This window comes from uncultured Arcticibacterium sp., assembly GCF_964021845.1.
GTDB lineage: Bacteria > Bacteroidota > Bacteroidia > Cytophagales > Spirosomataceae > Arcticibacterium.
In genome coordinates, this window is the sequence record NZ_CAXHZC010000003.1 from 135,581 (window position 1) to 152,167 (window position 16,587).

Genomic DNA, 16,587 nt, shown 5'->3' on the forward strand with positions numbered 1-16,587 from the left:
TCACATTTCAAATGAAATACATTATTGCTCGTAATCAATAGAAACAGACTAATCAAAAACTGAACACGCAATAAAAAGTCTAAACTTTTAGCATCGAAAAACAAGCGGCATCTTGAAATAAACATGCAGTATAAACCGCAAACCTAGAACGAAAAAATCCTATTCTACCTTTGCGTATTAAAGATCCGTAAAGACCATCAAAAAGGCTCAACCCTCAAAATAAAGCAGGCTCACATCTAGTTTTATGAGTATAAGTCAAAACATTTCTGTCTTTGAAAATTACTCATCAACCCACCTACAAACGAAAAAGCAAAAAGCGAAAAGAACTTGACCAAAACTGAACAAATATGCTTAAAGCCCCCTAAATCTGACCTAAAATCTGAAAATGTAGCTAAATTGGATAAGCTTAACCCTAGCTTCTTACAATATCATATGAATTCTAATAGACAAGGAACCTATATTCTAATATTCATCTTTCTGATTTTCTGTTCAGTTATATCTAAAGCTCAAACCACAGAGTCTGTTTTAGAAAAATTCAAAAAGGCTAATGAAATTCGGTTTACCGACTATAACAGAAGTTTGGTCATTCTTGACCAATGCTATAAAGATTTCATCAACTTAAAAGACACACTGAATGCCGTTAAAGTGCTTAGAAGAAAAGCATATATTAATGGGCATCACGCAAAGTATAAACTTTCATATGATTGTTTATGGAAAGCCCTTTCCTTAGCCTCAAGCTCTGGAAACAAAAAAATGGTAGCTACGCTATACACAGACATTGGTCGTTACTACGGATTTTATAAAAGAAAGAAAGCCGCATTTGACTTCATGAATAAATCCATAAACATTAAAAAAGAACTTATAAATAAAGAACAAGAGAAGCCATCCATACTTGTAGAAAGCTACAATTCCATGTGTGCTTTAAATAGGGAATTTAAAGATTTTAAAGCCGCAAAACAGTATTTGGATAGCTGTTTCCTTTACGTAGATGAATCAACTTCTAACCTAATTCCAGAACTTCGATTTGAAGAAGCTGTGATTCTAGCAAACACTGGAAAAATAAATCAGTCTATAAAGTTATTTGATGAAGTGCATGAAGAATTTCTAGGCCAGAACCCTTCTTACAATGTACTTGTTTTGACCCATCAAGGCTTGGCTTATCAAGAAAACGGTCAGCTAGACCATGCTGAAAGGAATTATCGTAAAGCATTAGAAGTCTCAGAAACTTATGATAGCCATAGAGATTTTGCTAACCTCATTCATGAGTATCTCTCCAAAGTCTATTTTATGAAAGGGAATCTCCCTCTAGCATATGAAGAACTTAAAAAAGTAAAGGAACTAGACGAATTGTTCTTTGACAGCCGAAGTGAAAACAACCGAAGTCTACTAGAAATTCAAGACCAGTTCAGGGTAGAGCAAGAAAGAGCTGAGGCTTTAATTCAGAAACAAAAGCTAAATGAATTAGAGTCGGCAGAAGAGATATTATTCCTTCAACGTACTATTCTAATTATTGCTCTAGGCTCATTAATAACATTAGCGTTCTTATTTTTTAAGTATATCAGAAACAAATATGAAACAGAAAAAAGGATAGTCAAACAAAACCAAGAACTAAAGATTCAGAAGACAAATGAACTTCTTGAATTAAAAAACAGGGAAATGGCAGTCTCTGCATTAAAGGTTATCGAAAAGGAGGAGATCATTGATGAGTTTAAATCAAACCTCGAAAAGACAGACTGGAAGATTGAACCCAATAAACTTAAAAGAGCTGTTAAGTCTTTAAAAGTAAATCACAATCAGAATTGGGAAGAGTTTGAAACTCGTTTCGTAGCTATAAATAGTCAGTTTTATAAAAACCTACACACCGAATTCCCAGACCTTACCGCCGGAGATGACAAACTCTGTGCACTTATAAAACTAAATTTCAACAGTAAAGACATGTCAAAGCTTTTGGGAATATCTATAGAAAGCGTACACACCTCAAGATACAGACTTAGACGAAAGCTAGGTCTAGAAAGGGACGACAACCTTACAGACTTTATAATGAAATTTTAATACTTAAATTTAAACGCCACTGCAGGCTCGCTAAGGTTATCTTTAAGCTGAGCTTTAGTTAACCACACTTTTGTTAAACTTCCTTCCGTTTTCCACCTCAAGGGCTTTGAGTTACCTAGAAGATACACCTTGGAACCCTTCTTAGGAATGTTGCCCTCCCAAGTCACAACATTAGCCAAGGGGTTTTCTTTAGATAAGTTTAATAAAGCATAAGCATATTGACCTTTAGATTTAGTAAAATAAACCTCACCACTTTTAAAAGTTTCCATGGTTCTAGTACCATAAATTGCTTCACCAAACTTACTGGTCCATTCACCTATTTCTTCTAACCTTGAAATTTGCTCTGGCAAAAACTCCCCTTCTGCCGTAGGCCCTACTCCCAATAAAAGGTTTCCACCTTTCGCCACAATCTCAATAAGCGTATGAACCACCGTTTCGGCCGACTTAAATTTATCGTTTGGAACATAACCCCATGCACCGCCTAGCGTAATGCAGCTTTCCCAAGGGTCTTCAGATTTATCGTTTGGAATTCCTTGTTCAGGGGTTCTGTAGTTTTCAAATGGGCCATGTACTGTTCTATCCACTATTAATACACCAGGCTGATTTTCACGCATCTTTTTAGCAATTTTCGGCATATCAACATGCATATCAAACTCTGGAATAGGTGCACCCCATTTAATTACCTCCGCGGTCACCGTATTTTTGGGTCTAACCCAGCCCCCATCTAACCACACGATATCTATATTACCATAATTAGACGTTAATTCATTAAGCTGGTTGTGCGTGAAATTGACGTATTGATTCCACCTCCAAGGGTTCTTTCTGATATCATAATTGACATTTCTATTGGGTGTAGCATACCTGTTCCACCAAAAATATTGCGAGTGCCAATCTGGTTTTGAAAAATATGCCCCAATAAGAAAGTTCTCTTTTCTAAAAGCTTCAAAAACATATTTAGCTACATCAGCCCTTGGGTTTGTTTCAAACGGGCCTTTACTAATTTTAAAATCAGAAAATTGGGTATCAAACATATTGAAACCATCATGATGTTTGGTTGTAAAAACCACATACTTCATTCCTGCAGATTTTGCAGCAGCAGCCCAAGATTCAGGATTAAACTTTGTTGGATTAAAAGACTTGTTTAATCCCCAATACCACTTTTTATAATCGTTATAATTGCTTGTGCTGTCTCTGTAAATCCAATCTTCATTGCAAAGGGTCCACGATTCAATAATCCCAGGAACAGCATAAAGCCCCCAATGAATTATAATTCCAAATTTCTGGTCTCTCCAGTTTTCAAGATTCTTTGCTACCAATTCATCTTGAGGATAAATGTATTCTGCGGAAGCAGGATGAATGGTATTTTGGGCTTGAGTCTGCACTGATAACAGCACAGACATCAAAACCACTTTATATATAAATAACCTCCTGACAAAAATTAACGTTGGGGTATCTATTCTGAACATATTACTAATTTAAGATTAGCTCGCAATATGCTTTCGACCCCTTAATTCTTTCTTAATAAAACATGAATAGAAACAAGAAACACCCTTTTTTTAAGGGCGTTTCTACGAAAAAAATATGATTTTAGTAAAGTCAGTCTACTGTCCGCTGTCTCACTCCATTATATGCACTAAGTGGTCGTATTAATTTATTGTTGGCGTTTTGCTCCATAATATGGGCAGCCCAACCGGTTATTCGACTCATGACGAAAATGGGGGTAAACATTTCTATCTCAAAACCCATCATGTAATAAGCAGGACCAGCTGGAAAATCAAGATTAGGGTAAATACTCTTTTCTCTTACCATAACCTCCTCCAGTTTCGCAGCGGTTTCTATCAAAGCCTGGTTATTTGTAAATTCTGCTGTTTTTAAAGTATACTTTTTCATGGTTGGTACACGACTATCTCCATTTCTATAAACTCGATGACCAAAGCCCATGATTTTCTTTTTGTTTGACAGTGCGTCTAACATCCAGGCTTCCGCATTTTCTCTTGAACCTACTTCTTTCAGCATGTGCATTACTTGTTCGTTAGCTCCACCGTGTAATGGCCCTTTTAATGCCCCAATAGCTCCCGCAACTGCCGAATAAATATCTGAGGTAGTACTAGTAATTACCCGTGCAGTAAATGTAGATGCATTAAAACTATGCTCTGCATATAAAATAAGTGAAACATCAAAAGCTTTTATAACTTCAGGTGCTGGTACTTGACCAAAACACATGTGAAAGAAATTCTCAGAGAAACTTAAAGAATCATCAGCAGGAATGAAATCCTGCCCTTTTTTATGTCGATATGAGGCTGCAATTATTGCAGGAATTTTAGCTAATAAAGAAATATACTTATCCATATTTGTTTCTCTAGAGCTATCCCAAATTCTAGTATCCTCACAGCCTAAAACACTCACACCGGTACGTAAGGTATCCATGGGATGTGATGCTTTTGGCAGCTTTTTAAGAACACCCATTAACTCTTTTGACAGGATTCTTTGAGATTTTTCTTTGTCAATAAATGCGGCTCTTTCTTCAGCGTTTGGTAAATCATTATTCACCAACAAATACGCAACATCTTCAAATGATTTTTTCTCGCAGAGCTCTTCTACCGCATAGCCACGATAGGTTAAAGAATTGGTCTCAGGCATGACCTTGGAAATACTGGTATAGTCCACAGTTACGCCTGCTAAACCTTTAAATATTATAGGTTCTTCTTTCATTTTTATAGGGTTTATTGATGATGATTAAAAGTGGGGAACCTCACCCTAGCCCTCTCCAGAAGAGAGGGTTAAGGTGAAGTCGAGCCCTACTCCAACTTAAAATTATATATCTGACTATCAAAAGTATTGTAGTCTTCATACTTCAAGACCTCGTATAGTCTTTTTCTCGTTTGCATTTTGTCCAATAGTTCTTCCTGTGTTCCTTTCTCTTTTAAGGTATCTAAGCCATCTTCCACGGCTTTCATGGCCAGCCTTTGGGTAGTAACTGGATAAATCACCACATTAACCCCTAGGTTAGACAGCTGGGTAGTGTTCAAAAGCTTTGACTTTCCAAACTCGGTCATATTTGCCAAAATTGGTACAGAAACCGCTTTCCTAACAGCTTCAAAATCAGCCTCAGAATACATGGCTTCAGGAAATATCATGTCTGCACCTGCATCTACATAGGCTTTCATTCGGTCAATGGTCTTCTCCAGACCTTCCGAAGCTCTAGCGTCTGTTCTTGCCATTATCATAAAATTTGGGTCAGACTTTGCTTTAGCGGCCGTTTGAATCTTTTGCACCATTTCTTTAACAGGAACTATGGTCTTATTATCTAAATGACCACATCTTTTAGGATTCACCTGGTCTTCCATGTGGCAAGCTGATAAACCAGCATGCTCAATTTCCTGAATACAGCGTGCTACATTCATGCTTTCCCCAAAGCCGGTATCAATATCCATTAAGGTTGGCAAAGCCGTTATTCTTGCTATTTGCGAAGCAAACAGACATACTTCCGTCATGGTGGTAAAACCAATATCAGGCAAACCCATTGAATTTGCCATCACAGCACCAGAAACATAAACGCCTTCAAAGCCCTTTTGCTCGATAAGCATGGCCACCAGCGGGTTATAAGCTCCAGGAAAACGCAGTAACTTTCCGGATTTTAGAGCTTCTACAAAATTTGCTCTCTTATCGTAAGGACTTAATTGATTCGTTATCATCCGAAAATTCCTTTAATTTTTGATTCTACAACATAACCTTTAGGAGCTAAAACATTTAATTCTAAAACTTCCTCCGCACTTAAATTTGATAGATTTTCTACCAAACCAATAAATCTATCACGTTCCGCTTTGTCAATAATCGACTCCGTCAGCATATCAAACTTTTTGATATAGTTTTCTCTCACAAACGGAATGGCACCTGCAGGGTGAGCATTGGCTCTTTCTAATTCATCAGAAATAACTTCACCGTTATTCATAGTTATAATTACTCTACCACCAAAAGCCTTTTTATCTGGGTCTTTGTCGTGATAAAGCTTTGTCCATCTTTCTTTTTCAATGGTTTCTACCTTGTGCCAAAGCTTCACCGTTTCTGTTCGGTTGGCTCTTTCTCTAGCGTAAGATTTTTCATGATGCCAAAAACCATCTTCTAAAGCCACCGTAAAAATATACATGATGCTATGGTCTAAGGTTTCCCTAGAACTATTCGGGTCCATTTTTTGAGGGTCGTTTGCCCCGGTACCTATCACATAATGGGTATGATGCGAAGTCTCTATTAAGATACTTCTTACTTGAGAGAAATCACTAATCCTTTCACGCATTCTAAAAGCCAAATCAATTAGGGCTTGCGATTGATACTCCGCCGAATGCTCTTTGGTATAAGTTTCTAAAATTGCTCTCTTCTCCTCCCCTTTCTCAGGTAAAGGCACGGTATAATTAGCCTCTGGGCCATCTAGAATCCATGCAATAACGGAATCTTCTCCTTCATAAATCGGTGATGGGCTCCCTTCTCCTCGCATGGCTCTGTCTACTGCTTCAATGGCCAATTTAGCTCCATGAGCCGGTACATAAGCTTTCCAGCTAGAAATCTCTCCCTTACGCGACTGACGGGTACTAACACTAACGTGCAAAGCTTGCTGAATGGCTTGATAAGTAGTTTCAGTATCAAGACCTAATAAAGCACAAACGCCCGCCGCCTGAGCAGGGCAAAGGTGAGCTACGTGGTCAATCTTGTGCTCATGTAAGCAAATTCCTTTTACAAGGTTTACGTGAACTTCATAAGACGCCACTACGCCTCTTAATAAAGCTTCGCCACCAAATCCTAATTGCTGTGCTACCGCCAACACAGCAGGTATACTATCTCCTGGGTGAGAATAGTCTGCCGCCAAATAAGTATCATGATAATCTAATTCTCTTACTGCTACGCAGTTTGCCCATGCAGCCCATTCGGCATGTACTTTTATGTCACTTGGCAAACCAAAAACTGAAGCACCTTTGCCTGTTCTTACGTGAGCTAATGCTTGAGCTCTCGCATTTATGATAGGTTTTCTGTTTAAAGAAGCAATTGCCACGGATGCATTATCAATGATTCTATTGATAACCATGGCTTCTACCTCTTTACTTATGGGTACATTATCGGTAACTAAAGCTGCTAGTTTCCACGCGAGTTGATCTTCTTTTCTAAGACCATATTTAGAGGGATATACTTTTACCTCGTGGTTTTTCATATTAATCGTTTCTGTTTGTTCTTTGAAGTTTAGCAATTTAAGACCGAATTGTCCTATTTTCTAAATTAACAAAGCAAAACCTGCGATTAATATTTTGAGCGAAGCTAAAAGAGGCCTTTTAGTTCTTAGGCCAAAGAAGCTCTAGACTTCTTATCCGGATTATTTTTGACCTGACAAACATCGTTCAAAACCATGGTTTCACCATTTTCAATGGAATATCTTGGCCAAATGGGCAAACCCGAACCATTCGGATTGCCGGTTTTCATAAAATATATCAAAGAGTCTGACATCTTTTCACTTAAAGTCCTTGGCCTTGAACCACCACCTGTATGCGTGTACATAAGGTCTGTATTATCAAACCAAAAACAAATATCTAAACAATGAAAAGCCTTTAATCTACCGTTAAAGTGAGGCGGCTGCCAACCAAACCAAGCTAAGTATACAGGAGCATTTTGATTCACCTTTGCATTAGCGGTTTTAATGACTGAGGTTCTTGAACTCAATATCATTGCATAAATTTCTATAGGCGTAGATTTGGGGAAATCATCTCTAAAAGCTTGTAAAATCTCAGCCGACTTTTCGCCAAACTTTTCTTTCAATTCTATCAAAACCCCATTAAAGTCAATATTCTCTAAACTAGGATTACTTTTACTCGGCGACCACTCATGAAATGTAGTACAAATCATCATGGGAATATCAGAAGAAAGACCTTCTGGCTCAGAAAAGAACTCTCCTAAAGGAATATCAATACCGTTTTCAACAGGAACAAAACCACTTCTTCTGCCTTCTGTAGGTATTACCTCTTCTCTAAATTTTTCAGCAGCAAGCTCGCTCAAGTTCAAAAAATCTTGCCAAGGCATCTCCTGAAGGTTTTCAATGCTTTTACCTCCTTCTTTGAAAACATAGGCTCCAAGTTTTTCAGAATCTGATTTTTTCTGAGCATAAACACTCGACCCACTCAATGGAACTGCCTTATGAAAAAGTCCTTGTGCGGCAGGCATAGCCATTAAGGTGCAAACTTTAGCTCCTCCTCCAGATTGACCCATGATAGTTACGTTATCAGGGTCTCCACCAAAGTTTTCTATATTCTCTTTTACCCACTCAAGAGCAAAAACAATATCCAACATGCCAACATTTCCAGAAGAAATAAATTTAGAGCCTCCTACATCAGCTAAATTAGTAAAACCCATAGGCCCTAGTCTGTGGTTTAAGGAACAAAAAACCATGTCGCCTTTTCTACTTAAGTTTTCTCCGTGGTAACCATCTTGTTCTATAGCATTACCATTCCTAAATCCGCCGCCGTGCAACCAAACAAGCACTGGTCGTTTTACCTTATCATTTACCTCCGGAGACCAAATATTTAGTTTTAGACAATCTTCACTAAGTTCATCGTAATTCCAATGGTCAACAAAAGTTGCTCCTGGATTACTGTATCTACCTTCCATCTGCTGCGGAGCTGAATTTCCCCACCACCAAACCGGCTTTATATCTGTCCATGGTTCTGGTTTTTGCGGTGGCATAAAACGGTTTTTACCGGAAGTATTTGCCCCGTACGGAATTCCAAGGAAAGTGTTTATTCCACGAAGCTTGAATCCTTGAACACCTCCATTTGTAGTTTTAACCACAGCGATTCCATCTCCCATTTGAAGAATAGGTTCATCGCCTGTTGAAGCTTCACAAGCAACCGTATGTGGCTTATTACAAGAAGCTAAAGAAAGACCCGAAGCTGCCACTCCCAAAGTAGCGGCACCTGTGGCTGCATGCTTAAAAAACTTACGTCTGTTAGATTTCATTTCGAGTAGAACATTTATTTACCGAACGAAATCTACAAAAAGGTTTCACCTAGATTTTCATGCCAATGCTTGAAATTCAAGTAAAACAAGACAAAAGTGCTAAGAGAAAAGACCTAAGCACTCTCGAGTCGATAAAAATTAATTTTAAATGGATAAAAAACTAGCCTAACTCCTTAGAGATAACTCTTCAAAGCCATAATAAAATTATCCAATTCTTCTTTTTTCACAGCTAAGCTTGGAAGCAATCTTAAGGTATTCGCACCTGAAGCTCCTACAAAAATATGATTCTCAAAAATCAATTTTTCTCTTATTTCCTTGATTGGGCCATCTAATTCAATGCCTATCATTAGACCTTTTCCTCTAAGCTCTTTTATTTTACCTGAGTCCACCAAAGGTTTTAAACTTTCCAGCACATAGGCTCCCAGAGTTTTAGCATTTTCTAATAGACTCTCAGATTTCATAACATCCAATACAGCAATGGCTGCGGCACAGGCTAAATGGTTGCCCCCAAATGTGGTACCTAACAAACCATACTTTGCTTCAAATTTTGGTGAGATAAGAATTCCTCCTACCGGAAATCCATTTCCCATACCTTTTGCCATAGAAATAATATCTGGCTTGATATCGGTATCTTGAAAACTAAAAAAATATCCTGACCTTCCATATCCACACTGCACACTGTCATGAATATATACAGCTCCATGCTTGTCACACGCTTCTCTTATAGCTTTTTGAAATTCTTCAGTGGCAATATTTACACCGCCAACACCCTGAATACCTTCCATAATCACGGCACAGGTTTCTCCATTAATAGCTGCTTTTACCGCTTCTACATCATTAAAAGGGAGAATAGTTACATGGTCCGCAAAATTAATGGCAGCTTGAATCTTAGCGTTATCTGTAGCCGCAACTGCAGCAGACGTCCTTCCGTGAAAACCTTTTGAAAAGGCGATAATATTTTTTCTACCATTATGAAAAGATGCTAGCTTTAAAGCGTTCTCATTTGCTTCTGCTCCTGAGTTAGCTAAAAAGAGACTATAATCATGCAAACCAGATAATTCTGCAAGTTTCGATGCTAATTCACCTTGCAATGGCATTTTTACAGAATTAGAGTAAAAGCCAAGTTTAGCTACTTGTTCTTGGATACTTTTAACATAATGAGGATGCGAATGCCCTATAGAAATCACGGCATGCCCTCCATACAAATCTAAATATTCTACTCCCTTATCATCCCAAAGTTTAGAACCTGCCGCTTTTACAGGAGTGATATCATATACTGGGTAAACATTGAATGTTTTCATTTTTTAAATCGCTTAAAATAGTTTATTAGAATCCGACAGGTTTTAGATGAAGTCCAGTGGTCTCCTCTAATCCAAAAATTAAGTTCATGTTTTGTACTGCTTGACCTGATGCCCCTTTGGTCAAATTGTCAATTATACTTGTGACCAATAGCTTATCGTCGTGCTTTTGCAATTGAAGAATACACTTATTCGTATTTACCACCATTTTTAAATCAATGGTGCTTTCTGAAATGTGCACGAAAGGAGCATCTTTATAAAAAGAAGTAAACAGATCTGTAGCTTCTTCAAGTGTACCATTAAAGCTTGTATAAACATTTGCCATGATTCCACGCGTAAAGTTTCCACGATACGGAATGAAGTTAATGGCCGTATCAAAACTAGATTGAAGCGACTTCAAACTTTGTGTGATTTCTTTCAAATGTTGATGCGTAAAGGCCTTATAAACGGAGATGTTATTATTCCTCCAACTGAAATGACCTGTAGCACTTGGAGATTGACCGGCACCGGTAGACCCCGTAACAGCACTTACATGAATATCGTCCGTTAATAAACCTGCTTTAGCTAAAGGCAAAACAGCCAACTGAATTGACGTTGCAAAACAGCCTGGGTTTGCGATTTTATGACTTGCTTCTATTTTTTCTTTTTGAAGCTCAGGCAAACCATAGGTAAAGCCTTCGCTTTCATCACGAAAATCTGTACTTAGGTCAATTATTTTGACGCTTACTGGCACTTCGTTTTCTTTTAAAAACTTTTCTGATTGTCCATGTCCTGAACATAGAAAAATCACATCGACTAGACTAAAATTCTTCTCATTCGAAAAGCGTAAATCTGTTTCTCCAAAAAGGTCTTTATGCGTATCAGAGGCCAGTTTGCCTTCTTGACTTACAGAATTAATAAATTTGATTTCGACGTTAGGGTGGTTAATAAGGATTCTTAAAAGCTCTCCTCCTGTATAACCCGCCCCACCAATGATACCTACTTTGATGGCTTGCATTAGAAAATTTTAAGTTCAAAAAAAGTGAAAATGAAGTATACCGTATCTTTTATATTAGACACGGCAAATTCGTCGACTAGCGGCGAAAATTGTAGCTGATGTAATATGTAATTGACTTTTCTGTCTCATTGCGATTCAAAATTCCATAAAGCAGTCAAGAATCACAAGAATTTTATTCAATTTGTTAATAAAGGGCTAATTTTACATCAATCAAAACTTCAATATGATACTAGCTGAAATCATCTGGGATATAAACCCAACTATTGTTAAAATCGGAGAATTTGAGCTTCGATGGTATGGTCTTATGTTTGCCGGAGGCTTTCTTTTAGGTTATCAGGTAATTACCAAAATCTTTAAAGAAGAGGGTAAGCCAGAGAAAGACTTAGATGCTTTACTACTTACCATGATTTTAGCGACAGTGCTTGGGGCTAGAATAGGTCATTATGTCTTTTACGAATGGCAACACTTTGGTGAAGACCCTCTAAAGTTTATGGCTGACATGCTCATTCCTCCTTATGCAGGGCTGGCAAGTCATGGTGCCGGATTTGGTATAGTATTCGCCCTATGGTTATATTCTAGAAAAAGAGCAGACCAGTCATTCCTTTGGATTGTTGATAGGGTTGCTGTTACTGTAGCTTTGGTTGGCTTCTTTATACGATTCGGAAACCTTATGAACTCTGAAATAGTAGGAAAACCTACCGATGTGCCTTGGGCTTTTAACTTTTTAAGAAACTTTGAGTTTGCTCAAGTCCCTAGGCATCCTTCTCAGCTTTATGAAGCCCTATCTTGCTTAGTTCTTTTTGTGATTATGTATGGCCTTTGGAATAGATACAAAGCCAATTTACCTGACGGTCTTCTTTCAGGAATTTTCTTTGTTTGGATATTTACACTGAGGTTCTTTTATGAGTTCTTGAAAGAAAACCAAGAAGCTTTTGAAGAAGGGATGTCTTATAACATGGGGCAAATATTAAGTATTCCTATGGTGCTTTTTGGGGTATTTCTGCTATACACAGCAAACCAAAACGCTAAAAAGAGATTAAACGGAGTTTCTTAAAAAAACTAACGTATATACATTTTAAGAAAAGGGCTCTCGTGCGAGAACCCTTTTTTCAATACTTTATTCTCATTTGCTTTTGAACCCTATCTTACCTGATAAAGATGCTCCATAAGGCACATCAGAAGTGTCAACTCCCATAACCTTGCACGCTTCTGCAGCTACTCTGATAGAATTATTAGTGCTTCTTTCATCTGGATAAATATGTGTCATATTAGCCACATATAAATCTTCAATATCAGTTTTGCATGCAGGTACTTTTTCGGAGAAGTTTAAATCACAGACCGTAGCTGCTGTATTTGTTTTGAACACAAATACATTTTTAATCCAATCTTCCGAAAACTCTGGATTAATTTTCTTTAAAGGTGGAACCATTACTTTTTTAATCTCCTCCTCATTCATTTTGGCCAAGTCTTCACTCATGGCAAAGTACCTAGAAAGATAAACGATGTGTGAGCCACCGTATTCTTCCTTAGGAATCATATTGGTATGCTCAATAACGCCACCAAATGGGAAGCCATCATCCGCCACGTTCATCCAATAAATATCACTTATGGACTTTTTAAGCTCCAAAATGGTACAAACAGCTCCAAAGTATTCAATGTTTTCCCCTCCAAAATCCTTTGGTAGTCCTTTAACTTTATCAAAGAAAATAGAAGGGATAGTCACTAAGTACTTTCCTCCTTCAAATTCTAGCGACTTGGTTTTTATTCCTTTTATATGATTGTTTTCAACCACTATTTCCTGAACAGGTTCATTTGTGATAATCTCCACACCTAACTTTTCTAGCTCAGCTTTCATGGTATCGAGGAGTGTTTTCCAGCTTCCTTTAATATAAGCTAGCCTTTCGTCACCACCTTTCCTAGAATTTAGTCTTTGAGCCAATCGGCCAATCATCCAAGTAAGAGGTACCTTATCTGCATAAGGGCCAAACTTAATATCAAGCATAGGCTTCCAGAGGGCATTAGTCATACCTTTTCCTGCATACTTATAAAACCAATCCAGCGTTGAGACGCTTTCATTCTTGGTTGGGTCTGCTACCTTTCCTAAATAGAGCGACGTTAAGCCCCAGCGGAATTTATCAAATAGGTTTGCTGGTTTAAATTTCAACAAATCCATTATTCCGTTGAAACCATACAGTTTCCCATTTCTGAAAACCCCCATAGAGGTGTTATAGTAACCCGTTTGGTCTTCGATATTAAGTTCTTTCAGTAACCAGTGAAGCTCAGCATCTTGGGTAAAGAAATGATGATAATAATGCTCTAATTGATTCCCTCCTATTTCAAAGGTATTTAGCAGACCACCTATCTTATCACTCCCTTCTATTATTTGAACCTTTTGACCTTTTCTTGCTGCTAAATAAGCTGCTGTAAGGCCAGTCATTCCTCCTCCAATAATCGTCAGTTTCTCTGCCACTTTTAATTGTTAATTAGGTTCATGTATGTTTTTTGAAACTCCCAGATTCTTATCTCAGAAGAGTTAAGAACTCCTTTTACAGTGTTTGACTGCTCCATACCTTTTTGTACGTTTTCACAAATTTCTTTATCCTCAGCTAAAGTTGTTCTTGTAAACTCTATCGAAGAAAATTTCACAACCTCAGATATCCCTTCCGATAAAAGTTCTCCTTCTCCAAGGTTAGTTTCATACAATTCGTAAGCAAAAACAGATTCGTCGGGAGACACGGATTTAATACTTCCTATATAAACGGTAATACCGAATAGCGAACCAATTGAAAGGTTTGGAAATACTAACTGATGAAAGAAACCGTCTGGCTGAAATGGCCTTTTGGCTAAAAGTTTATGAAATTTTGCTCTTTTTTTGTCGTCTTTATGGCTGTCTGCCAAATGCAAAACCATATTAGTGTGATAACCCTGAACATCAAAGTCAACCTCCGACTTAAGATTGAAGCCTTGTTTAAAAAAGGTTGTTGGGTGCACATTAGTAATATGATATCCCTCTAGTGTGTTTTCTACTACTATCTTCCAGTTTGCCTTATTTGGAATTTCATGGTATTCTATTTTCCTACCAATCATTGTGCTAATTTCCTTTAGCTTATGGGCACTTTCACCAAGAAATTCATCCAAAGAAACATCAGAATTTGAAACATTGACAAAGACGAATTTACCACAAATGTCAACCTTAAATTCAGGCAAACAAAGTGTTTGCAAAGACTCCTTGTCTAAACCTTGAAATTCCTTTTTTAATGGAATTCCAAAAGGGATTCCGTCTTGATTATATGACCAACCATGATATGGACAGGTTAAAGAACCATTTCCGGCACGATCCGATTTTATTTTGTTAAACCTATGCGTGCAAACATTATGAAAAGCTTTAATAACTCCTTTAATGTTTTGAACCACCACAGACTTGCCTCCAATATCTGTTGTTATAAAGTCATTCTTTTCAGTCAAAGAATCCGTAAGACCAATATAATACCAGCAATCTTGGAAAATCTTCTGGTTTTCTAAGTTAAAAGCATCTTTCTCAAAATACTTTTCATTTGGAATGATGGCAGAAAGAAACTGAGACATCTAAATGTTGTTTTTTATCAAAGATATACTAAAGATTCATGACTCAGAAGGTATAAGCCCAAAAGCCTTTTTTATGCTTCTAAAGCCACCCATTACAAAAGGAGGCAACATATGATCTCTTATAAGTAATTTAAGATTTGGCACATTAGGGAAAGTAAGAAGTATGTATTTAAATATTATGGGAAAATTGCGAAAGTATCGGTTCCTATATTGCACCGAATTAAGCAACATATAATAGTACCTAGCAATATTTCTTTTAAGCCTTTTATTGTACTTGAAACCTGTCTCTGCGTTAAGTTTTTCATACATAAAAACACGATTCCATAGAAAAGATTTATCCTCATGGCTATCTGTGTGACTAAAACTAGCCAAGTTCTTTCTATAAACCGCCATAACATCAGGCAGATATTTTATTTTCCCATTTCTAGCTGCAAGAATAATAATAGGGATATCACCACTTTTAGAGGTCAAAAACCAGTCTGGTGTTTTACCATAAGCCGAGGAGCGAATCATCAAACTTGCTGTAGCAGTAAACCAGATTTCATCTTCACCTATCATGTCATCCAATGTAAAAACATCTTTTTCAATGTTTTCATTGACATAGTATGACGGGGCTTTTTGGTCAAAGAAATCAACTCTTGTGTTATGAAAACAAATAGCAAAGTCTTCATTCAGCTCAAGGAAATCTACTTGCTTTTGAAGTTTTTGTTCATCAATCCAAAAGTCATCGCCTTCGCACAAGGCCATATATTTGCCCTCCACCATATCCAAGGCTTTCTTGGAATTAGGCGTAACACCAAGATTAGGGTTATTATTATAATACCTAACTCTATAAGCTTTTGGGTGATTCTTAAGAATATTCTGAATAACATCGTCGGTTTTATCCGTGGAGCGGTCATTCCCGACTATAATTTCGTATTCAAAACTTGTTTCTTGGTTCAAAATAGAAAGTAAAGACTCTTCAATGAAAAGCTCATGATTGTAAGTTATCATGACAACACTTACCATAGGATTCGCAACCATATTTTCTTACATTTTTCTGGCTGGGCTACCAAAAACGGATTCTCCCGGTTTAACATTTTTTACTACAAGGGAGCCCGCTCCTACCATAGCTCCTTTCCCAACCTTTTTCTTTGGAACTACCTTGGCAGCCGTTTGTAACATAACCTCATCTTCTAAAACAGTAAAACCAGTAATAGTGCTATAGGAACTCATGTGAGACCATTTACCAACCTTGGCATCATGACCCAAACATGAAAAGTGTTGAAGCGAGACAAAGTCTGAAAGCGTGACATCTACAGAAACAAAGACAAAGGAAAATATTAGAACACCCTTCAGATGACTGATATCAGACCTAACATTGGCTTGTAAATCAACTAGGTTAATAAACTCGCCACCCTTGTCTAAAATAAGTTGAGCATACTGCTTTTTGGGTTGGACAGTCCCTAGAGCACAAGCAAAAACGTCATTTTCTTGAACCTCATAGCTTTCTACTCCACCTAAAATTGGAGGATAACCGTCATAAGGGTCTAAAGCATCGGACTTGTCATCAAGAAAGCCCTTGATAACGAATTCTGAATCTTTGTAGGCTTGGGTGTTTTTAGCTAGGTCAAAAACTTCTCTTCCAAAGCCTCTTGCCCCAATTATGATAAGGTTTTTCAT

13 protein-coding genes are annotated in these 16,587 nt (G+C 37.5%); 2 read left to right on the plus strand and 11 right to left on the minus strand.

Going from position 1 to position 16,587, the window contains the following annotated elements:
* Positions 1 to 432 precede the first annotated feature (432 nt).
* A complete protein-coding gene (locus AADJ06_RS10110) occupies positions 433 to 2,052 on the plus strand; it encodes a hypothetical protein (RefSeq protein ID WP_341226321.1) in 1,620 nt (539 codons plus the stop codon).
* Here AADJ06_RS10110 and AADJ06_RS10115 read toward each other — a convergent pair.
* From AADJ06_RS10115 to argC, 7 genes are all read right to left on the minus strand, one after another.
* Positions 2,049 to 3,518, minus strand: coding sequence for an alpha-L-fucosidase (locus AADJ06_RS10115; RefSeq protein ID WP_341226322.1), 1,470 nt, complete (start codon positions 3,516 to 3,518; stop codon positions 2,049 to 2,051). The genes AADJ06_RS10110 and AADJ06_RS10115 overlap by 4 nt on opposite strands.
* Before the next feature lie 130 nt (positions 3,519 to 3,648).
* Entirely contained in the window at positions 3,649 to 4,764 is a 1,116-nt protein-coding gene (locus AADJ06_RS10120) for a bifunctional 2-methylcitrate synthase/citrate synthase (RefSeq protein ID WP_341226323.1), read from the minus strand.
* A gap of 86 nt (positions 4,765 to 4,850) precedes the next feature.
* On the minus strand, positions 4,851 to 5,747 hold the full coding sequence (gene prpB / locus AADJ06_RS10125; protein WP_341226324.1) for a methylisocitrate lyase: 897 nt from the start codon (positions 5,745 to 5,747) through the stop codon (positions 4,851 to 4,853).
* Entirely contained in the window at positions 5,744 to 7,252 is a 1,509-nt protein-coding gene (locus AADJ06_RS10130) for an MmgE/PrpD family protein (RefSeq protein ID WP_341226325.1), read from the minus strand. The genes prpB and AADJ06_RS10130 overlap by 4 nt, the downstream gene beginning before the upstream one ends.
* 125 nt (positions 7,253 to 7,377) lie before the next feature.
* A complete protein-coding gene (locus AADJ06_RS10135; RefSeq protein WP_341226326.1) occupies positions 7,378 to 9,045 on the minus strand; it encodes a carboxylesterase family protein in 1,668 nt (555 codons plus the stop codon).
* 173 nt (positions 9,046 to 9,218) lie between these two features.
* Positions 9,219 to 10,346: an aspartate aminotransferase family protein gene (locus tag AADJ06_RS10140; RefSeq protein WP_341226327.1), complete on the minus strand. Its 1,128-nt coding sequence runs from the start codon at positions 10,344 to 10,346 to the stop codon at positions 9,219 to 9,221.
* A gap of 25 nt (positions 10,347 to 10,371) precedes the next feature.
* The gene (gene argC, locus AADJ06_RS10145) at positions 10,372 to 11,340 is read right to left on the minus strand and encodes an N-acetyl-gamma-glutamyl-phosphate reductase (protein WP_341226328.1); all 969 of its coding nucleotides are present in this window, start codon (positions 11,338 to 11,340) and stop codon (positions 10,372 to 10,374) included.
* A 223-nt stretch (positions 11,341 to 11,563) separates the two neighbouring features.
* Between argC and lgt the strand changes: the two genes are divergently transcribed.
* A complete protein-coding gene (gene lgt / locus AADJ06_RS10150) occupies positions 11,564 to 12,394 on the plus strand; it encodes a prolipoprotein diacylglyceryl transferase (RefSeq protein ID WP_341226329.1) in 831 nt (276 codons plus the stop codon).
* Positions 12,395 to 12,463: 69 nt separating this feature from the next.
* On the opposite strand, the gene AADJ06_RS10155 is transcribed toward lgt, so the two are convergent.
* Genes AADJ06_RS10155 through AADJ06_RS10170 form a run of 4 tightly spaced genes read right to left on the minus strand, consistent with a single transcriptional unit; the run spans position 12,464 to position 16,587 of the window.
* A complete protein-coding gene (locus tag AADJ06_RS10155) occupies positions 12,464 to 13,810 on the minus strand; it encodes an NAD(P)/FAD-dependent oxidoreductase (protein ID WP_341226330.1) in 1,347 nt (448 codons plus the stop codon).
* Between the two features lie 2 nt (positions 13,811 to 13,812).
* Positions 13,813 to 14,925: an aromatic ring-hydroxylating dioxygenase subunit alpha gene (locus AADJ06_RS10160; protein ID WP_341226331.1), complete on the minus strand. Its 1,113-nt coding sequence runs from the start codon at positions 14,923 to 14,925 to the stop codon at positions 13,813 to 13,815.
* Between the two features lie 36 nt (positions 14,926 to 14,961).
* Positions 14,962 to 15,948, minus strand: a complete 987-nt coding sequence (locus AADJ06_RS10165) for a glycosyltransferase (RefSeq protein WP_341226332.1) — start codon at positions 15,946 to 15,948, stop codon at positions 14,962 to 14,964.
* A 6-nt stretch (positions 15,949 to 15,954) separates the two neighbouring features.
* Entirely contained in the window at positions 15,955 to 16,587 is a 633-nt protein-coding gene (locus AADJ06_RS10170) for a hypothetical protein (RefSeq protein WP_341226333.1), read from the minus strand.